The sequence below is a fragment of the Pseudomonas sp. AN-B15 genome (genome assembly GCF_019056475.1).
Lineage (GTDB): Bacteria > Pseudomonadota > Gammaproteobacteria > Pseudomonadales > Pseudomonadaceae > Aquipseudomonas > Aquipseudomonas parakoreensis.
This window is the reverse complement of record NZ_CP049737.1, coordinates 3,122,947-3,140,483: the sequence shown is the minus strand read 5'-3', so window position 1 is coordinate 3,140,483 and position 17,537 is coordinate 3,122,947. Positions and strand designations below refer to the sequence as shown.

General features: G+C 53.9%; 15 protein-coding genes and 2 pseudogenes. 11 read left to right on the top strand and 6 right to left on the bottom strand.

What is annotated here, in order from left to right:
- Positions 1 to 161: 161 nt before the first annotated feature.
- Positions 162 to 296 carry a hypothetical protein gene (locus GTQ41_RS28795; protein WP_257012240.1) on the bottom strand — a complete coding sequence of 45 codons (135 nt, stop codon included), beginning with the start codon at positions 294 to 296 and terminating at the stop codon, positions 162 to 164.
- Between GTQ41_RS28795 and GTQ41_RS14040 the strand changes: the two genes are divergently transcribed.
- Positions 295 to 561, top strand: a complete 267-nt coding sequence (locus GTQ41_RS14040; RefSeq protein WP_047294593.1) for a hypothetical protein — start codon at positions 295 to 297, stop codon at positions 559 to 561. The two genes, GTQ41_RS28795 and GTQ41_RS14040, sit on opposite strands and share 2 nt — an antisense overlap.
- Positions 562 to 753: 192 nt before the next feature.
- A complete protein-coding gene (locus GTQ41_RS14035; protein WP_047294591.1) occupies positions 754 to 1,932 on the top strand; it encodes a sugar transporter in 1,179 nt (392 codons plus the stop codon).
- Positions 1,933 to 2,387: 455 nt separating this feature from the next.
- Here GTQ41_RS14035 and GTQ41_RS14030 read toward each other — a convergent pair whose 3' ends face one another.
- Entirely contained in the window at positions 2,388 to 3,053 is a 666-nt protein-coding gene (locus tag GTQ41_RS14030) for a hypothetical protein (protein WP_131670492.1), read from the bottom strand.
- 594 nt (positions 3,054 to 3,647) lie between these two features.
- Positions 3,648 to 4,141 (bottom strand): annotated as a pseudogene (locus GTQ41_RS14025) (IS5 family transposase); the annotation flags it as partial.
- Between the two features lie 233 nt (positions 4,142 to 4,374).
- Here GTQ41_RS14025 and GTQ41_RS14020 point away from each other — a divergent pair.
- From GTQ41_RS14020 to GTQ41_RS14005, 4 genes are all read left to right on the top strand, one after another.
- Positions 4,375 to 5,112 carry a hypothetical protein gene (locus GTQ41_RS14020; protein WP_047294586.1) on the top strand — a complete coding sequence of 246 codons (738 nt, stop codon included), beginning with the start codon at positions 4,375 to 4,377 and terminating at the stop codon, positions 5,110 to 5,112.
- Positions 5,078 to 5,398 (top strand): hypothetical protein, encoded by a 321-nt coding sequence (locus GTQ41_RS14015; RefSeq protein WP_155416813.1) that lies wholly within the window; start codon positions 5,078 to 5,080, stop codon positions 5,396 to 5,398. Before GTQ41_RS14020 ends, GTQ41_RS14015 begins: the two co-directional genes overlap by 35 nt.
- 174 nt (positions 5,399 to 5,572) lie before the next feature.
- Entirely contained in the window at positions 5,573 to 6,634 is a 1,062-nt protein-coding gene (locus GTQ41_RS14010) for a hypothetical protein (protein ID WP_047294582.1), read from the top strand.
- A gap of 30 nt (positions 6,635 to 6,664) precedes the next feature.
- Entirely contained in the window at positions 6,665 to 7,723 is a 1,059-nt protein-coding gene (locus GTQ41_RS14005) for an alpha-xenorhabdolysin family binary toxin subunit B (protein ID WP_047294580.1), read from the top strand.
- Between the two features lie 211 nt (positions 7,724 to 7,934).
- Here the strand turns inward: GTQ41_RS14005 and GTQ41_RS14000 are convergent.
- Positions 7,935 to 8,036: pseudogene (locus tag GTQ41_RS14000) on the bottom strand (IS5/IS1182 family transposase); the annotation flags it as partial.
- Here GTQ41_RS14000 and GTQ41_RS13995 point away from each other — a divergent pair.
- Positions 8,020 to 8,715, top strand: a complete 696-nt coding sequence (locus GTQ41_RS13995; RefSeq protein ID WP_230679379.1) for an SAVED domain-containing protein — start codon at positions 8,020 to 8,022, stop codon at positions 8,713 to 8,715. The pseudogene GTQ41_RS14000 and the gene GTQ41_RS13995 sit on opposite strands and share 17 nt — an antisense overlap.
- Positions 8,716 to 9,173: 458 nt before the next feature.
- Here the strand turns inward: GTQ41_RS13995 and GTQ41_RS13990 are convergent, their stop codons facing one another.
- Positions 9,174 to 10,088 carry a LysR family transcriptional regulator gene (locus GTQ41_RS13990; RefSeq protein ID WP_047294579.1) on the bottom strand — a complete coding sequence of 305 codons (915 nt, stop codon included), beginning with the start codon at positions 10,086 to 10,088 and terminating at the stop codon, positions 9,174 to 9,176.
- 270 nt (positions 10,089 to 10,358) lie between these two features.
- On the opposite strand from GTQ41_RS13990, the gene GTQ41_RS13985 reads away from it, so the two are divergent.
- The 4 genes from GTQ41_RS13985 to pgm all read left to right on the top strand — a co-directional run bounded on the left by GTQ41_RS13985 (position 10,359) and on the right by pgm (position 16,581).
- Positions 10,359 to 11,381, top strand: coding sequence for a zinc-dependent alcohol dehydrogenase family protein (locus tag GTQ41_RS13985; protein WP_047294577.1), 1,023 nt, complete (start codon positions 10,359 to 10,361; stop codon positions 11,379 to 11,381).
- A gap of 547 nt (positions 11,382 to 11,928) precedes the next feature.
- Positions 11,929 to 13,389: a hypothetical protein gene (locus GTQ41_RS13980; RefSeq protein WP_047294575.1), complete on the top strand. Its 1,461-nt coding sequence runs from the start codon at positions 11,929 to 11,931 to the stop codon at positions 13,387 to 13,389.
- A gap of 48 nt (positions 13,390 to 13,437) precedes the next feature.
- Entirely contained in the window at positions 13,438 to 14,838 is a 1,401-nt protein-coding gene (locus tag GTQ41_RS13975; RefSeq protein WP_047294573.1) for a GntR family transcriptional regulator, read from the top strand.
- Between the two features lie 96 nt (positions 14,839 to 14,934).
- The gene (gene pgm / locus GTQ41_RS13970; protein WP_047294570.1) at positions 14,935 to 16,581 is read left to right on the top strand and encodes a phosphoglucomutase (alpha-D-glucose-1,6-bisphosphate-dependent); all 1,647 of its coding nucleotides are present in this window, start codon (positions 14,935 to 14,937) and stop codon (positions 16,579 to 16,581) included.
- A 173-nt stretch (positions 16,582 to 16,754) separates the two neighbouring features.
- On the opposite strand, the gene GTQ41_RS13965 is transcribed toward pgm, so the two are convergent.
- Positions 16,755 to 17,450, bottom strand: a complete 696-nt coding sequence (locus GTQ41_RS13965) for a pirin family protein (RefSeq protein WP_047294568.1) — start codon at positions 17,448 to 17,450, stop codon at positions 16,755 to 16,757.
- Positions 17,451 to 17,537 lie beyond the last annotated feature (87 nt).

Below are 17,537 nucleotides of genomic sequence, written 5' to 3'. Positions count from 1 at the left end.
ACCGGATTTGTCATTATCACTTTGCCATCATTGCTGCCGTGGGTGTGCGGGGACTCAAGGACTGAAGGCTATCGGGATTGTGGAAGCGTCTGGAGCCGTGCCAGCCAGCGAGGCCATTTACCGCTTCGGCATGGTCGAACGCTTCACCGGCTCCTTGCTGCTCAAGATACGTCGCGCAGCACGAACCGCATTTCCATGCGCGGCGATTGCAACGCCCAGGCGTGCCAATAAAACTCTACATCGGTGAAATGATTCGGCGCGACATCTACCCGCTGGCGAATACCGTCACCTTGCATGCAGTCTCGCGAGTCAGACCGTGGCACACCGACATCCATACACGATTGGTCCAGGCCCGGCGCCAGTGCTGCTGAAATCCAGCACGATATAGCTGAATGCCAATATCAGGCCAACGCTGCGACCGCCAGCTACCATTCGACCCCGGCAGCGAACGATAAAACCCACGGCATGGGCAGTGCCGTGGGTGACGGGATTATCATCGCGGAGAAACAGATCGACCTGAAGAATGACTGCATGCAGGGCAACGTCTACTTGCGCCAGTGAACAAGGCAGCTTGTTTGATCAAGACCTCGTATGCTTCTACCGCATTGGATCAGATCAGTGTGGCTTGACCCTCTGATGATGCGTCCCCCTAAACGTCGAAACATTCGGCAATCGGTACCAAGACACCGACAGATGGGCACAGATCGCTTGCGTGCATTCACGCGCGATCATCGACGAGTAATACGACGTTCAATGAGTGATTCTACGGCGACAAACACCGGCAACTGGTACGCAGTCATTGCCCTGGCATTGGCCGCGTTTGTGTTCAATACCACCGAGTTTGTGCCTGTCGGGCTGTTGAGCTCGATCGGCAGCAGCTTCGACATGTCGACGGCGCAGGTCGGTTTGATGCTGACCATTTACGCGTGGGTGGTGTCTCTGACGTCGCTGCCGATCATGCTGCTGACGCGCAACGTCGAGCGACGCAAACTGTTGCTCGTGCTGTTCGCAATGTTTATCGCCAGCCACATTCTATCGGGTCTGGCGACCAGCTTCGGGGTGCTGCTGGTGAGCCGGATCGGCGTGGCGCTATCGCATGCGCTGTTCTGGTCGATCACCGCTTCTCTGGCCGTGCGCCTGGCTCCGCCGGGCAAGCAGGTTCAGGCGCTGGGCTTGCTCGCAACCGGTACTTCGCTGGCGATGGTGCTGGGCATTCCCCTCGGCCGCTTGCTGGGGGAGGCCATGGGCTGGCGCACCACGTTCATCGTGATCGCGGGCTTCGCGGCAGCACTGGTGTTCTGTCTGGCGAAGGTGCTGCCGTTGCTGCCCAGCCAGAACTCGGGCTCGCTCAAGAGCCTGCCTATATTGCTGAAGCGACCTGCGCTGGTAGCCGTTTATGTCCTGACAGCTCTGGTGGTGACTGCCCAGTTCACCGCCTACAGCTACATCGAGCCGTTCGTACTGACCGTGGCCAACATGAGCGGTGAGGTGGTGACGCTGCTGCTGTTGTTATTCGGCGGAGCCGGCATTTTCGGCTCGCTGCTGTTCAGCTATTTGCACAGCTATAACCCGCAACGTTTTCTGATCATCTGCGTATCGGTGCTCGCCTTGTGCCTGGCGTTGCTGTTGCCGTTCAGCGGCAACGTCTCATACCTCGGCGTGCTGAGTGTGTTCTGGGGCATGGCGATCATGGGCTTCGGGCTGGCGCTGCAGTCGAAAGTCCTGGTGCTGGCGCCGGACGCCACCGACGTGGCGATGGCGCTGTTTTCCGGGATCTACAACATCGGCATCGGCGGCGGGGCGCTGGTGGGCAGTTGGGTCGGCAGCCAGTTCGGCTTTGCTTACGTCGGGCTTGTCGGCGGGATGCTGGCGGCGTTGGCGTTGGCGTCTTACTGCGTGTCGATCTATCGCATCAGCCGGCCGAGGACTTGAGCCTTTGGCTGCCTGCTTAATGTGCAGGCAGTTCAAGGCTGTCCGGGTTGCCAAAGAACATTTTGACTGGGCACTATTACGGTAGTTTCAGAGCTGAATGTTTGTGTTATGCCCCCAAGTTTGGCCCCAGCCGCGGTTAGTGCGTGATCAATCACGATTGGCGATTTCTGATATGGATCAGAGTGGTCGTCGGCAGTCTCAGTTTCCATTGCCACCGGGCCACACCGTTCGTCGATAGTGCTCAGAGCTTGGTTGGCAGCTCTAACCGGGCACACGTCGGCTGCAGTGCCGATGGTGTTCATCGCGGGGGTTCTTGAAGCCGACCGAGGGTAGAAAGTCTAATTGCTTCGGACTCCCATGCTGACTGTTTGAGGAATGAGTGCAAAGGGCTGTCAAAGTGCGTCGGGTAGGTAAGTGCCCCCTGTAGAGCGAGGCACCTGCCGTGCAGGCACTTCCTATTGGCCGCTAGTAATAGCCTTTTGAATGGTATGGTTCAGGCTATGAGATTTGAGTTGGTCAGGATCACCCTTCATGTAGGTGAGTAGTTCGGTGCTGGTGGCATAATCCCGGTATGTATCGGGAAGCCGGTCAATAATCTCCTCGCTCTCAAGCAGAAGTTCAGCCAGTGATGGGGTTGCATCAACATCAACCAGTGCGTCGATTCGTCGAGCCAATGCATAGAGCCAGAGGTTCACTTCATGCGCTCGAATGTGCGATTGCCAGCTCACCTGAGCGCTGAAAGGTTGACGAATCGTTCGAGCCAGCGCATTGAAGATCTTCCACAGCTCAGCGACGATCGCTTTCTGATCTTCTGGAGCCAGATAGCGGGTCAATGTGGCAAGTTCATCAGTGAAGGCACCGTCTGCCTTCAGCTTGAAATACAGGCTGTTGTTGTTTTTCAGTGAGCTGCGCCATTGGCTTGTCAATTCGCTGAACCATTCTCTGGAGACCTGAGCCGCGTCTACTGTCTTCTGTTCGAGCATGGGCAGAAGCAATGACTCGGGAATCCAAGGCGTAAAGTGATGTAGCCTTCCTAGACGCCCGCGCACAGACTGCAGGATGTCCTGAAGTTCCTGATCAGACAATGGTCTTTCAAGTGATTGCGTCAGCTTTGCAATCAAATGGTGCTTGACGTCCGACTCATCATAGTTCGCTTCGTTGATCAGCCAGCAAAGAATGATTCGATGAGCGCTGGCAGGTGTTACCTGATCGATTAGGTCAAGTGTTTCAACGCCCCACGCGCCTTTGTTGATTGCATCCTTGAAAGCATGTAGACCTACTCAGGTGACGATGCTTGTCTCACTGTGCAGGAGGGCTTCTATTTGTACTGGGTGCTTGTCGAAGCCGAGCGACAGACAGATGCGCTTGAAGACCTCAATGACCAATAAGTTGGGACGTAAGCCCTTGACGGGTTGCGCACATACTTCGCTCAACCAGTTGACAAGCGCCTGTGGTGCATGTGACCAGAGAAGCTTGAGAGCATACTAGTCACTCCATGAGGTATCCGGTGGCGAGTAGCGGAAAGCCGCGTCGGGATCATCAGTGGAAAGCATAAGCTTGGTGAGGTCTTGCGAGCGATAGTGCTCAAGATCTAGCAGCGCGTTTCGGACCCTTGGCTGTAAAGCATCTTGGCGGGCAGGATTGAGGTGTTCGAGCAAGGCGCTCTGCAGCACCTGAGGGAACGGCTCGTTCTCCTCTGTGTATAGTTGACCCCCTTGTGCATAGGCGATGTCGCTGACTTGCCCACCGGACAGTAGAAAGTTCAGCGGTACGCCATTGGCATCGCACAGCATGGGAATCTTCGTCGTCAGGCCGCCCCGGCTTCGTCCGAGGGCATGGTCTTGCGGTTCTTCAGGCCCCCTTTTTTCCCAGCACCAGAAGAGGCCGGGGTTGCGCGTACCGCCGTGGAATCGATCATCCGGGTCTGCAGATCGATTAACCCTTGCTCGTTCAATCTAATGTGAAGCCGCTTAAGCATCTGGTCGAATGTCCCGCGATTACTCCAGTCACAAAAGCGCTGATACACCGTCGACCATGGGCCGAAGCGCTCGGGCATGTCGCGCCAGGCAGTGCCCGAGCAGAGCACCCAGAGCACGCCGTTGAGCATCGGCAGATCATCTGCCCGTGGGCGCCCGTTCCGGCGCGATTCACTGAAAATGTCTGCAACCAAATCCCATGCTGCGTCGGGAAGTTCGTACCGTTTGGCCATCGTGGGCTCGTGCCTTTGATGGACGCGAACTTTACTGAGTCCCGACGATTGCTGGGTTCAAATGAGTTTCAGCTGATTTCGTAAAGAGCCTAGTACTGACCATTCGCCGTTATTTATCAACCGCCTGTCGGATAATGGCGACTACCTGTCAGATCTGACAGTAGACGGTATGTCGCCTATGCCCTATTACTTGATTACACACAGCACCGAATCTCATATTTAAGGGGATGAACATGTCTAACTCAGTTCTAAGCCTGTATTTAGCTGACGAACAAGTTACGCAGATCAGGTTTTTTTCGACAAAATACGTGCCAGAAATAAGAGATGCTCTTATAACTCTGAAGAGTTTTTCCAAAGAGCAAATTGATAAACACGGCATCAAAGAATTGCAGGTGTCTGACGTTCAAGAGCTATTAGATAAGTCAATAGACACCGCAAGACATTTAGGGGGGCTCGAATCGTGGAAAGAAAAATTGAGCATTGACCTACCCGATATGGCTAAAAATATTATTGAATTTTGCAAATCCGTTATTGATGTCATAGAGGGACTGCCAAGTATCAAGGGTTTGAAAGTGGCAGACCTTACAGAGGAAGAAATAAAATCGTTTCCTAAAATGCTGCTTACCTCAATGGAGTTGAACAATGTCTGCACAATTAAAGACCACGTTTCGGCATTGAAGGTTTCGATAAGCAGTAGCCAGGAAACAGTGTCCGACTTTCAAAAGGCAATCACTCGATTCAAAAGCTCTCTCGAAATAGAGGTTGAGCCACGGCTCAGAAGATTGCTTGAATTGTTTGCAGTAGCGGGGCTCGGTATTGAGGTCAGGGAAATTGACCTAGATATTAAGCGAATAAATAGCGAGCTTAAACTCGCAATAGAAGCGCACCGAAAAGCGTCTGGATATATTGAAAATTTATCTCAGGCGAGTGTTATTAATGCAAAATTTAAAAAAAATAAAAGAGCTGGTTAGCAAAAAAGAACTTCTAATAATTGCCGGTAAAAACAGTAACAGTGGATTTCATTGGGTGTTTGAAAATCTAAATAATTCGGCGTTCTACCTACTTGAGACGATCTGGCAGAACGCCCCCCTTATTAGGGAGTTCGAGGCTCTGTGGATCGATACGCTAGCGCTTATAGACTCGTCGCAGGTAAAGGTGGACAACATAAAAGACACTGATGGACTTTTGTTTTTCAAACTAACTGTCAAGGGAATTAAGAGCGGCTGGGAGAAAATCGATAAAAACTTATTTGGGTAATTTGAGTTTTTACATGTCTTGAGGTTTTGCGAGTCAGAAGCTAGGGCGACTTAATCTATAAATTAGTTGTCTGGTTATGTCTCAATGCTAATGGGAAGGCACAGGATGCTTATGCGGCTGTCAAGCTGCTGGGTGTCAACATTAAGCACGTCTAAAAGAGAAGGGATCTATACCATGAGTAATGTAACTATTGACTACTCTGTTGTAAAGTCAAAAATAACAGCTGACGATATAAGTAAAATCAGAAACTATGTAAGAGAAGGTTTCGCACTTCCCCAGGATTCAAAAGGTGTCGAAATAAAATTCAAGTCTCAGGTGTCCGCAACGGATGAGCTATCAGTCAATAGCCTCTTAATAACGTTCAAAAATATCAAGGAGCACGCAGTAACCTGGAGTGGTATCGAAACGGATATGCGAACGTGCATTTCAACATTAAGCGCTTTCCGGGATGATCTTGGCACCTATGCAGGACCTGCACTTGAGGAGATAAAAAAAATGCCGGGATACATTAACTACAAAGGAGAGATAAATAAAATGGATCAGGCAGCTCTGGCGAGCTTCAAGTCGCTTGTGAATATTTCCGACAGAGCTAACTGTCAATCGGTAGCTGAGATCTTTGAGGGCATCAAAAAATCAATTGAAGCAAAAAGCGGATCCGTTACAAAACTTAGGAGTGACCTCAAAGGTTTTGAAGAGGTTTTAAAAAATAAAATTCAACCCGATGTTGGGAGTAAATTAAAAACCGCAAGCTCGACCAATACACTTAAAGAGATTTCAGATATTGACAGGGAGATCGCAGAGTTTTATCCAAAAATTGAAAGCGCGAGGGAAAAAACTGAATCCAACGCTTCAGATTTTTTTTGGATGTTTGTTAATCCCGAAAAAGTTCGGAGTGAAGAACGGGAGGGCTGGCATGAACTTAATGAAATATCTAATAAAGTTAGTGCCTTATTAATCCGCAAAAGAAGTCTTAATGCTCTATCCGGGTTGCTTCAGGCGCTTTCAGCATACTTAAATAGCTTGCATCTTGTTGTTAAGAACGCTATTGATGGGCTAGGGCAAATTGACAATGCGTGGAAGGTAACATCTAATTGTATTGCCGATTCAAAAGCAACACTTGAAAGCCCCGGCGACTGGAAGCTTGTTGCACAACTCGTTATCAAAGTTGAGAGTGTGCTTGACGATTGGAGCAAAATCAAACAGATGGTTGAGGATGTCAAGAAAGCATTAAACTGATCAAATTCTAATACACAATTCGGAGTTAATATGATGGTCGACTTCATCTATAAGGTGCCAGAGCTACCAATGATTCGGAAGGCTCGTATCATTTCAAGTGATCAGGCGCTCGTAACGTCGAGTGATGTATATATAAAGGAGTTGGGTGAGGAGTTAAAACGTCTTAATGCAGCTATAAATACCTGCGACACCGAGATCAACAGTGCGCTGAGCCTAATTCCAATTAAGCTGAAAATAGCTGACGTAAAAAAATATCTGGATGCTTTCCAGAGTACGAACTACGAAGTGTATAAAGGTGATTTGAAAGCTTCTTTGGTGCGTTGCTTTAATGAGATGTATCCTCTTCAAAAAAGCTGTGTAGATAGATTGCTTAATGTTGAAACTGTAACCCTTAGCGATACGTCAAGAATTACAGAGGATCTGCGTAAGGAAAATTCTATTTTGTTGAAAGACATGCCTGATGACAAGAAGGAACTTTTACAGCTTAAAGCAGACAAGGCGAAGCTCGACCAGGCAATATTAGAGTATGAGACTAGTACGTTTATCGATAGAATTCAGCCTGCCTTGAAAGCGTTGGAGGAAAGTTTTTCTGTGACTGAGCAGATCTCAAGCGAGGACTCGAAAGATGTGAAAACAGTCAAGTCTGGTGTTCCTGAATCAATCAAATCTGTGATTAGACTAGGAGTCAGCGTTGCAGCCCAAGCGCTTGGGATTATTAACTCAATAATCAAATATGACGACCTGCGCAAGGCGCGACGGGAACTCGTCGATAAAATTTCAACTAAACAGTCCAACATGACTGCGCTGGAGATTAAAGTGGATGCAATTACTGATAAGCTGGAACAGCTCAACATTCTGGCGAGTGTAAAAGAACCTAGAAGGCAGTATGTGTTGGAAGCCGGAAAAGTCAGTCAGTCATTTGTTCACTTTGTGGGTGCTGTTTTTCCCTTGGGTGTTGACCAAACTATATCGGACTATCTATCAGACTCTACACATTTATTAGTGTCGGGAAAGAAGCTTGTCTCGGACGCGCCAATACTGATAAATTACTGCAATAAGGTTCAACCGTACTGGCTCCGTAGTGTTTAGATAGAGGCTTAAAGAATCGCCGATTCTTCTGTTTGCCATCCATTGCTTGAAGTCGGCGATCTTTAAGGAAGGTCTGAAGTACCCGCTGATTTTTGAAGCCCGCGCTACTTGAGGTTCAAAAAATCGTGAGTCGGTCGAAAGTCAGACCTTTCCTGCCTTTAGTTCATCGGGTTTTCCTCTGATTGCTGTGTTTCAAGGCAATCAACCCGCACTACAGGCGCACCTCTCCTGCATTCAACAACCGTTTGCGCACCATCCACAGGTTCGACAAAGCGAACAAGGTTGTCTGTTGCGCGATGTTTTTCGACAAGCCGCAAGGAATTGTCGATGGACAGATCGTGAGCCCAGAGGCTGCAGTACGTCGAATTTCCAGCCTGCCTGATGACATTGCACGACGTTGCGATGGGTTGGACCGATCCGATATATCGTTTGTGCTCGGTGGGCTTGCACCGGTGCCATTGCTTTTTTTCCTCGGAGTGATCGTCGACGACGAGACAAACACGGTCATCATGGACTGGGATCGGCAACTGCGTGCCTGGCGTGGGTTAACCGTTGATGATGACGGTAAACGCTTTGTGGTGGCAGGCTTGAATACCTTGCAAGCAGGGGCGACCCGCGTGGCGCTCTGTGTGTCCGCTTCGTTCGATGTTTTGGATGTAGATGTGCAGATCGCTGAAACAGGAACGCCCATTATCCGGATGGATCTGGAAGGGCGTGGTACCGACACGCATTGGTCCGAGTTGAAACAACAACAACTCGCTCAGCAGTTTCTCGATACAGTGATGTCCTTGGTTCGAAAAGGCGTTACAGAAATAACTTTGTTTCTGGCTGCCCCTGCAAGCCTGGCATTGCGGCTAGGCATGCTGTATGACAAGCGGAATCTCCCTCGCCTGGAGGTCAATCAGTACGAACAGGCCGATCCCAAAAGATTCCCTTGGGTAGTGCGCATACCTGTAGCGGGGGTGCTCCAGCCGGAAATCGTGCACCGATGATGTCCCTAAAGTTCTCTTGGCGCTTAGCGACACACTGATGCTTAGGCAGGAATGTGGGCAGTGAGTCCACTGTTCGCACCCTCCATTATCTTGATTGTGGTCAGAGATGCTTCTTGAACCGACCGCCCAGTAGTGCGCGGCGGCAATTGCCATCTCATCCAGTGGGCGGGGACTTGCGGCAAAAGTGGCATTTTTTGTGGTTTGAAATGCTGTCCAGTAAAAGCATCGCCGCGATTGTTTCGTCAAGGCAATCTGGCAGGCATCGGCCCAAGTCACGCTTGGATGAAGGTGTAGAAATGTACAGCCATTCTGCCTCCATCGTCCGCTACAGCACACTTCCTACCGCTTCTCCTTCCGGCGTAGCGTCCAACAAATCGTGTGACTGCAGCTCATCAAACAACGCGATGTTGGAAAAGCGACGCCATGCACTGCTGAGCCAGTTGATGGCAGTCAGTTACTCAAAGACTCTCAGGGTCGCCGAAGAACATCTGAATCCGCGACCGCAACCAACGCTCCCCTGGATCGTTGTCCTGCGACCCACGCCACGCCATGTGCAGCTCAAACGTGCGCGTCGGCAACGGTGGATCTTCTGCGCGCACACCACCCGCAGCCGTCAGCGCATCCGCCGTGTAATCCGGCACTGTCGCAACAATGTCAGTGCCCGCGAGCAACGTGCTCAAACCATTGAACTGCGGCACGGCCAGCACCACATGCCGCTTGCGCCCGAGTTTCTCCAGCTCTTCATCGATGAAGCCACTCAGGTCGCCGGCGAACGACACCAGCGCATGCGGACGCGCGCAGTAGTCATCCAGGCTGAGCGGGCCGGGCACCGTGTCGGCGCGCAGCAGTTTCGGCTGGCTGCGCCGCAACACCTTGCGCTTGGCGTTGGCCGGCAGGTCGGTGGTGTAGCTGACACCGATGGAAATTTCGCCGGAGGCCAGCAGGCTTGGCATCAATATGTAGTTGACCCGGCGCACGACGAGGACGATCCCCGGTGCTTCGGCGCGCAGGCGTTTGAGCAGCATCGGTAGCAGGGCGAATTCGACGTCGTCGGACAGGCCGATGCGAAATACCGAGGTGCTGGTGGCCGGATCGAAGTCCGCCGCTCGGCTGACGGCGGTGGAAATCGAGTCGAGTGCCGGCGAGAGCAGGGCGAAGATTTCCACGGCGCGGGCGGACGGTTCCATGCTGCGTCCGGTGCGCACGAACAACGGGTCGTCGAACAGGCTGCGCAGGCGCGAGAGCGCCGCACTGATCGCCGGCTGGCCGAGAAACAGCTTCTCGGCGGCACGGGTCACGCTGCGTTCGTGCATCAACGTTTCGAATACGATCAACAGGTTCAGGTCGACACGACGCAGGTCATTACGATTCATCTGGAGTCCTGGCAGAGTCATCAAGCTTGACGAGAGCGACCATATGAGAACAATGGCCGGCATGAATATTACGGGGAAAGGCTGGTACTCTGCACCGCTAAATTCAGCTTTACCGAGCCGGTTGCGGCATTTTTTTCATCGATTTTGCCAATGCCGTTCATACTGCGGAATCAATGACAGGCATGTCGACTATTAATAGCCACTGATAGTCTTGGGTCAAAAGCCCAGATAGAGTTCAGGGCATTAGAGGTTACTTTGACGAGGTTTGCGATGTCCCGCACGATCCGTTTTCACAAGTTTGGTCCGGCCGAGGTGCTCAAATGCGAAGAGCATGCGGCCGCTCAGCCAGGTCCTGGCGAAGTGCAGGTGCGTGTCGAAGCGATCGGCATCAGCTGGTATGACATTCTCTGGCGTCAGAACCTGGCCTCGTCCCAGGCACGCTTGCCGTCCGGTCTCGGCCATGAAATGGCCGGCGTGGTCACGGCGGTCGGTGACGGTGTCGACGACCTGTCGGTTGGCGACAAGGTGGCCAGTTTTCCCGCCGAAAGCCCGAACGACTACCCGGTCTACGGCGAGCAGATCGTATTGCCACGAACCGCGCTGACTCGTTATCCGGACGTGCTCAGCCCGATCGAAGCCAGCGTGCATTACACGCCGCTGTTAATCGCCTATTTCGCCTATGCCGATCTGGCGCGGGTCAAACCGGGGCAGTTTGCCTTGGTCACTGATGCCAGCCATTGCGCCGGTCCGTCCTTTGTCCAACTGGGCAAGGCCATGGGTGTGCGGGTGATTGCCGCGACGAAAACCGCTGATGAGCGTGAATACCTGTTGTCGCTGGGTGCCGAGAAAGTCATCGTCACCGAGGAAGAAGATCTGTTGATGCGAATCAACAAGATCACCGACAACCGTGGTGTCGATGTGGTCTTTGACGGTCTTGGCGGCCCTCAGATGTCGTTGCTCGGTGATGTACTTGCGCCGCGTGGCAGCCTGGTTCTGTATGGCCTGCAAGGCGGTAATCAGACACCATTCCCGGCCTGTGCGGCCTTTCAGAAGAACATCCAGTTCTTTGTGCACTGCATCGGCAATTTCACCGGCAAACCCGAGCTCGGTATCACTCAGGATCACGTCGCTTTGCAGCGGGCCCTGCGTGACATCAACCAGCTCACCGCCGACCGCGTATTGCTGCCGCTCAAGACTCGGGTTTTCCCGTTCAACGAGTTCGTTGAAGCGCATCGTTACATGGACGAATGCCCATGCCGCGAGCGGGTTGCCCTGCAGGTCGAACCCGCGTAACCCCCCCTCCGATCAGAGTCCGTGGCCCCACGGACTCCAGCGTGTTGCGCCCTTGCCATCACAACAGTCGCCGGATCCAGTGCCTGGCCGTCTGTGCATCTGAACCGGTTTTTGCTCGCGACCTGTATCTTTTAATCGCCCTCCAAGCCCTGATAATTGAATGATTACTTTCATCTCAAGGAATGAGCCATGTCTGTGCATTCTGTTATTTATTCCGTGTTTAATTTTATCTCGCGAACGAAGCGTCGGTTTCTGTTTAATCGGTGTAGGGTCTTTCCTATCGTCGTTCTGCTTTTCTTGTACTCAAAGTTCGTGGGACGTTGTAAGAAGTTTCCTCAGATATTTTTCTCTCAGATAAAACCCAATGGAAACAATGGTTTGCGTCACTTTGGATGGTGTCTCTGCCAGCATCTTGGGTACATGTGTTTCAAATAACTTCAAAATCATAAGTGTTAGTATTTGATCGTCTATTACTTATTGATGAATTTATCGCGCCAGTGTCTTCATTGATGCGCGATATGAATTTTTTACGCCGGGTAAAGTACTGATGAGCACGATCCATGATCAGGCAATGAACTATGTCTACCAGCAAGTACTGCAACGTTTGCTGAGTTTCTTTTCCAGAGCCGAACGCACTGCACTGCAGCTCCTGATCCAGCGGCTGATGGTCGCCGCCGGCGGAGCGGAACGCATGGGTGACTACAAGGTTCTGGTGACCCCCTCCGGTACTCGCGACAGCTGCTATACCCTGGCGTTGCTGCGTGCCGCTCAACTGAGTATCGCCGGCCGCGCCCCGGCCACTTTCAAGTTGCGTGTCGCCATCCTGCGCAGCGGCGGCATAGGCGGTGCCCCACTCGACAATCTGCACCGCAGCTTTGCTGCACTGTTTCTTTACGATGACCCGCGGGTCGAATTGCTGATGGTGGATCACCGTCAAGTACTGCCGTTCAATCACCTGAAATCACCTGACAAGGAGAGTGCGGACGCCAATCGCATCAATCTACTGATGATGGGGCACCGCCGGGCGAGGGACGAGCAGCTTGAATTGTGGGTCGACGTTTGCCTCGCGCGGGCCGAGTTTTGCGGCCAGATTGCCCGCTGGAACAATGGAGTTGACGCCTGGGTTGCCAGTGAGTCGCCGCGGCGCCAGAAGCAATTCATCAATGATCTCGCGCGAGCGGTGCAGAAAGCCGGCCTGGAGGCTCCGCCATCCAATGCCGTCTCGTTCGATGATTTGTTCGCGATTCTCGACGGCCTGGGGGGGGATCTGTATCGCGGTCTTTACGCCGAATCCGAACTATTGCGCTGGCGTCCCGAAGACGGATTCGAGTCGTGCCGTCGCACTACATTCCTCGATATTCACGACATGGCAGTGGGCAAGCTGGAGGAGCGCTGGCCGTTGCTTAGCGAGTTTCTCGGGTTTCAGGCGGAGGAATGGGTGTTTCATCAGGGCGAAGGTGAATACGCCGATCCTTTGATTGAGGCTCATCTTCGCGGTCTTGAGGCCGAGTTCATTGACGGAAGCGGTTATGAATGCGGTTTTGCGGAACATGTTCAGCGCATGCTGGTAAAAATGCAGCAAATGCAGGTGCCGGATCCGGTTTGTGAACAGATGATCGCGAGGCTAGGGTTACAGCAGACTGAGGTATTGCGTGAAGCGGCGGCAACAGCATTGCACAAGACCTATGGTCTGAACGAAGCGCAATGGGTGTGTTTGCTGTTCACGCCGTTCATCGAACGGGGGGCCGGGCTTGAACGGTTTCTGCGCAGCTGTCATCCCGGCATGCTGGTGGCATTGCCCGATTTGCACCGGGCAATGCAAGGGCTGCACGGCCCCGAGCAAGTGTTGCAATGGATGACGGATGTCAGTGGGCTGCCAGTCAGTCTGATCGGTCATCTCTATGCCATGGAGCCGTTGCCGATCCGTGGTGCTGGCCGGTCGGCAGGAGAGGCGGCGGATGCTGGTAATGCCGACACCGGTGTGAGTAGCCGGTCAGCGGAGCGCTGAGGTGAGCGATGCATCTTTCAGGACCCCCGTCGTCCCGGCATCGGGATCATGAGGGTTGTACGAGAGCCTGGTTTCGCTTATCAGGCCGTCTATCGTTACCTGATGCGATTGATGGCGGAGACGGCTGGTGATGACAACACCAGGCTACCTTCGCTGCGTCAGCTGGCAGAGCGTCTGAACGTGTCGATTTCGACCATTCAATACGCTTATTCGTTGCTGGAGAAGGAAGGGCGGGTCTATTCAGTTGCCAAGTCCGGGTATTACGCCCGGGCATCAGCAGGGCTGTCGTCTCCAGTCATTGGCAATGACCTGCTTGAAACGCTCTACATCAATACGCGGCGCCCGGGAATGCGGCTGTTGAGCGCCGAAGACCCGGTCTCCGTGCAATCGCTGGACAGCCCGTTGCTCTTACTCGAACGCGAACTGCTACGGCAATATCCCCGGCAATCAACGCTGGTTGACCAGCCTTGCGGCGAGCTTGAATTACGCGGAGTCGTGGCAGCCCGCTATACCACTTCACCGCAGCAGTGCTGGCACGCCGAAGATGTCTACATCGGTGCGGATCTGCGCGGGGTGCTGGAAATTCTGGTTGCCGTTCTGAAGCTGAAACATGCAACGGTCCTGGTCGAGTCGCCCTGTGACTGGGTCATACTGCGGCTGCTTCAGGCTGCAGAGGTACGCGTAATCGAATTGCCGCTGCAGGCCTGCGGCGGGCTGGAACCGCAGCGCCTGGAAGCGCTGCTCAATACTGAAGATGTCAGGTTGATTGTGCTTTCTTCGGGGTTGTGCATGCCGCGTGGCACACAGGTTCCTGCAGATAATCGCAGCCGCATCGCCGGGTTGCTTGTCAAGCACGGCACCTGGGTGCTGGAAAACGATTGTTATGGTGAACTCAGCGAAGCAATGGACGGCGGGTGCCTGCGTGACTTGCTGGATCCTGAACGGCTGATGGTTTTCTCCACGTTCGAGAAATTCATGGGGATCGAAGCACCTTACGGGGTTGTGTTGTCGCGCCAATGGAAGAGCGAACTACTGCGGCATTTTCTGATGCGTTCGTTCCGACTGTCACCCATCCGCCAGAAAGCGATCGCTCGACTGTATGGAAACGGTCGGATCGATCAGCATCTGCATGTCCTTCGTCGGCTGCTCAGGGAGCGTCGGGCGCCCATGATCCACTTGCTGCGCGAGCGCTTGAGCGATGCACTGCAGGTCGTTGAGCCGCAGGGCGGTGCAACCGTCTGGGTGCGAGCAAAGCGTCCGGTGGACATGCGCGATGTATTTCAGCGCCTGCTCAGACAGCAGGTTCTGATCGCGCCGGGAGAGCTGTTCAGCTTGCAGGGTTTGCACCGTCGGCATCTGCGTCTGAACCTACTGGATCAGGGGGAAACCGGCTTGAGCGGAGCGATTGCAATGCTCGGGGATGCATTGCGCCTGGCTGCTGTGGAATGAACGTTGTAAACCGTCGGATAGATCCCGTCGCGCTGTGGTCGAACTGCCAGTAAACTGCGCTGTATTTCCTGAACCACTCTATTTCAGAGGTTTTGCATGACTATCAGTCCTTTTGCGGGCAAACCGGCACCGGCAGAATTGTTGGTCGACATCCCGCGACTGGTAACGGCTTATTACACCGGCCAACCGGACGCTTCGATTTCCACCCAGCGTGTGGCGTTTGGTACTTCCGGGCATCGGGGCAGCTCCTTTGACCTGAGCTTCAATGAGTGGCACGTTCTGGCGATCAGCCAGGCGATCTGCCTGTACCGCGAAGCACAGGGCATTGATGGCCCGTTGTTTGTCGGTATCGACACTCACGCACTGTCGACCCCCGCCGGAGCCAGTGCGCTGGAGGTGCTGGCAGCCAACGGCGTGACCGTGATGATCGCCGAAGGCGACGAATACACGCCGACGCCGGCGGTTTCGCATGCGATTCTCTGCTACAACCGTGGCCGTACTTCTGGCCTGGCCGATGGCATCGTCATCACGCCGTCGCACAACCCGCCACAAAGTGGTGGTTACAAATACAACCCTACCAATGGCGGCCCGGCTGACACCCATATCACCAAGTGGATCGAAGCCAAAGCCAACGAACTGCTGGCCAACAAGCTGGCAGGTGTCAAACGCATCAGTTACGAGCAGGCGCTCAAGGCGAGCACCACGCACCGCCATGACTACCTCAACACCTACGTCGCCGATCTGATCAACGTGATCGACTTCGATGCCATTCGTGGCGCCAAATTGCGCCTGGGTGTCGATCCGCTGGGTGGAGCAGGGGTGCGTTACTGGTCGGCAATTGCCGAGCATTATCGTCTTGATCTGGACGTTGTTAACAAACAGGTCGATTCGACGTTCCGTTTCATGACGGTCGATTGGGACGGTCAGATTCGCATGGACCCATCGTCCAGCCATGCGATGCAAGGTTTGATCGGTCTCAAGGAACGTTACGACGTGGCGTTCGCCTGCGACCCGGATCACGACCGTCATGGCATTGTTACGCCTTCAGGCGGTCTGCTGGCACCGAACAACTATCTGGCGGTATCCATCGATTACCTGTTCCAGAACCGCCCGCAATGGCGCGCCGACGCTGCCGTGGGTAAAACCGTGGTCAGCAGTGGCCTGATTGATCGTGTGGCCAAGCGCCTGGGTCGGCGCTTGTATGAAGTCCCGGTCGGCTTCAAATGGTTTGCCGATGGCCTGTTCGACGGTTCATTGGGCTTTGGTGGCGAGGAGAGTGCCGGCGCTTCGTTCCTGCGCAAGGATGGCGGCGTCTGGAGCACCGACAAGGACGGCTTGATTCCAGCTCTGCTGGCGGCTGAAATGACCGCGCGTACCGGTCGTGACCCAAGCCAGGCCTATCGCGCCCTGACCGATGAGCTGGGCGAACCGTTCTCGGTGCGCGTCGATGCCAAGGCCAACCCTGAGCAGAAAGCCCTGCTGAGCAAACTGTCGCCGGAGCAAGTGACGTCGACCGAACTGGCGGGCGAGAAGATTCAGAGCATTCTCAGCCATGCGCCGGGCAACGATCAGGCCATCGGCGGTTTGAAGGTGATGACCGAAAACGGTTGGTTCGCTGCACGTCCTTCCGGCACCGAAGACATCTACAAGATCTACGCCGAAAGCTTCATTGGCGACGACCACCTGAAGCAACTGGTGGCTGAAGCGCAAACGCTGGTGGATGGTGCAATCAGCACCAAGTGATCTTCAGGGAGGTGAGTTCTTCCTGTGGCGAGGGGATTTATCCCCGATGGACTGCGTAGCAGTCCGCTCCATTGAAAAGACGGCCGCTTTGCGGTCTATCGGGGATGAATCCCCTCGCTACAACAAAAGGGCGACTGTAATGGTCGCCCTTTTTTTGCCTGCAAATCAGCCGATCAAGCCAGATCCACCAAAACGATTTCGCTGTCTTCCAGCGCCGTTACCGTGAGCACCGCCTCCTGCTCGACGGCAACGCCATCTCGAGCTTGTGCACGCAAGCCATTGACTTCAATCAGGCCGGTGGCGGGCACCAGATACGCACGGCGTCCTGCATCCAGTTGATATTCAGCTGTTTCGCCCGCCTTGAGGTTGGCTGCGACCAGTCGCGCATCGGCGCGAATGCGCAAGCTCTGATCATCGCCTTCTTTGCCGCTGGCCAGGGTGACAAAGCCTTCTCGCTGACCTTTGGGGAACGGTTTGGCACCCCACGATGGCGGCGCCCCGGTTTCCGTCGGCAGAATCCAGATTTGAAAGATTCGGGTCTCCTTGTCTTCCAGGTTGTACTCACTGTGCGCAATGCCGGTACCGGCGCTCATGACCTGTACGTCGCCGGCTTCGGTCCGGCCCTTGTTGCCAAGGTTGTCCTGATGGGTAATCGCACCTTCACGCACGTAGGTGATGATTTCCATGTCGCGGTGCGGGTGTAACGGGAACCCGGTGCCGGCGGCGATCACGTCGTCATTCCACACCCGCAGATTGCCCCAGTTCATGCGTTGCGGGTCGTAGTATTCGGCGAACGAAAAGTGGTGATGGGCATCCAGCCAGCCGTGATGAGCGCCGCCCAGCGTGTTGAAAGGTCTGAGTTCAAGCATGATCGTCTCCTCAAAAGGTCCGTCATGGGGCGTAACGCCAGAGCCACGAAGCGAGACCGTCGGTTAATGACGGGCATCATCCATCAG